Genomic DNA, 1,639 nt, shown 5'->3' on the forward strand with positions numbered 1-1,639 from the left:
GCCCGAAGCCGACTTTCGATCGCAATCCGGGCGAAGGCAGGTTCGAATGATCCTTCTACCAATCCATTCTCCGAGCGCGCAGATGTTCGGGCGCGAGATCAAGCGACCATGTCCGGAGCGAACCGACGCTCCGCAAAGCATGCCATGCGGAGCGTCAAAGCCAATCAGTCGGCCCGGGTCACGACCGTCACGGTGGGCGGCGCCGCGACGCCGGCGCCTTCCATCGCCGATTTCAGCTCGTCGGAGTTCAGGAAGCCCTCCGCGGCTTCGAGGCTTTCGAAGCCGTGCAGGACCGTCACGTTGTTCGGATCGGCGGGGTCCTGGTAGACTTGCTCCATGACAACGCCGCCGGCCTGCTGCTCGTCGGAGAAGTCATCGTAGATCTGCCGCCAGGCGGCATAGTCCTCGACCGGGTGGCTGATCACGGCCAGCACCGGAGCGTCCTGTGCGGAAGCCACGACCGGCAGGGCAAGAAGGGCCGAGACGGCAAGGCTGCGGATGAACGGGATCATGGTGTCCTCCATGGGTTGGGTCTGCCGACGACATTGCTCGTCGCCGATACCCATAGCCTGCCGGAGGATCTTCGATGTCCGTATCCACTCAGGCGCAGAACCGGACGGCGTTCGCGCAGAGGCATGGGCAAGCCGTCAGACCGGGCCCCAGAGCGGCCCCTGCGGGATGTTGTCGCCGACGAACTTCATGAAGCTGCGGATCGGGGGCTGGGAGTAGGCCTCCTTCGAGGCCACGACCCAAAGCGTGTGATGGAGCTTCTCGTGCCGGAAGCACGGCACGAGATCGGGCTCGAAATCTCCGGCAACGCAGGGCAACAGCCCGAGCCCGGCGCCCGAGCGCAGCGAGCCGACCATGCCGGTGACGGAATTCACCTGAAGCGCCCGGTCCGCCTCGTCGACCTGTTCGGCCAGCCAGCGCGCGGCTCCGATCGCCTCGGCCAATCGGCCGTTGTAGAGGATGAACTTGTGGCCCTCGCACGCATCGAGGCCGTGCGGCGCGCCGTTCTGCCGCTCGTAATGGCGGCTGCAATAGATCCCCCAGGGAATGAGGGCGAGCTTACGCGCGATCAGCGTATCGCCCGTGATTTCGTCCGCCGCCCGAAGGGCGATGTCGGCCTCGCCCTTTTCCAGCGACACCTGGCCCGTGCTTATGTCGACCTCGAACTCGATGTCCGGATGCTTGGCGCGAAACCGCGCGAGCACCGGAAAGCCCCAATGCTCCATGGCCTCGGGGTTGCCCGTCAGCCGTATGACGCCCGAGACCTCGCGGGACAGGCGCTCGGCGCGGGTCTGGATCGTCTCGGCCGTCGCTGCCATCTGCCCCGCCAGGTCGAGCAGGGCGCTGCCATGCGGCGTCACCGCGTAGCCGCGCGGATCGCGTTCGAACAGGGTCAGCTTGAGCGCGTGTTCGAGCGCCTGGATGCGGCGGCTCACGGTCGTCTGATTGATGTTCAGCCGTTTCGATGCCCCCAGCGTCGAGCCTTCCTTCGCCACGACGAGAAATAGCCGAATATCGTCCCAGTCGAACATGAAACCCACTCCCCCAAGCGCGTCTGCATTCCCGCAGGACGGTTCTGCGACGGATGAGCTACTCGAAAACGGTCTGTCGCATGATCCTCGATGGTAGA

General features: G+C 65.3%; 2 protein-coding genes. Both read right to left on the minus strand.

Going from position 1 to position 1,639, the window contains the following annotated elements:
• Positions 1 to 164: 164 nt before the first annotated feature.
• On the minus strand, positions 165 to 512 hold the full coding sequence (locus LOS8367_RS18550) for an antibiotic biosynthesis monooxygenase (RefSeq protein ID WP_207569306.1): 348 nt from the start codon (positions 510 to 512) through the stop codon (positions 165 to 167).
• Between the two features lie 135 nt (positions 513 to 647).
• Positions 648 to 1,541: a LysR family transcriptional regulator gene (locus LOS8367_RS18555; protein WP_085898009.1), complete on the minus strand. Its 894-nt coding sequence runs from the start codon at positions 1,539 to 1,541 to the stop codon at positions 648 to 650.
• Between the last annotated feature and the right edge of the window lie 98 nt (positions 1,542 to 1,639).

It is taken from the genome of Limimaricola soesokkakensis, assembly GCF_900172345.1.
In the GTDB taxonomy this organism is placed as follows: Bacteria; Pseudomonadota; Alphaproteobacteria; order Rhodobacterales; family Rhodobacteraceae; genus Limimaricola; species Limimaricola soesokkakensis.

Excerpts from the sequence above, each read along its gene's own strand:
- LOS8367_RS18550 (WP_207569306.1), bottom strand. The coding sequence starts at position 512 with ATGATCCCGTTCATCCGCAGCCTTGCCGTCTCGGCCCTTCTTGCCCTG.
- LOS8367_RS18555 (WP_085898009.1), bottom strand. The coding sequence starts at position 1,541 with ATGTTCGACTGGGACGATATTCGGCTATTTCTCGTCGTGGCGAAGGAA.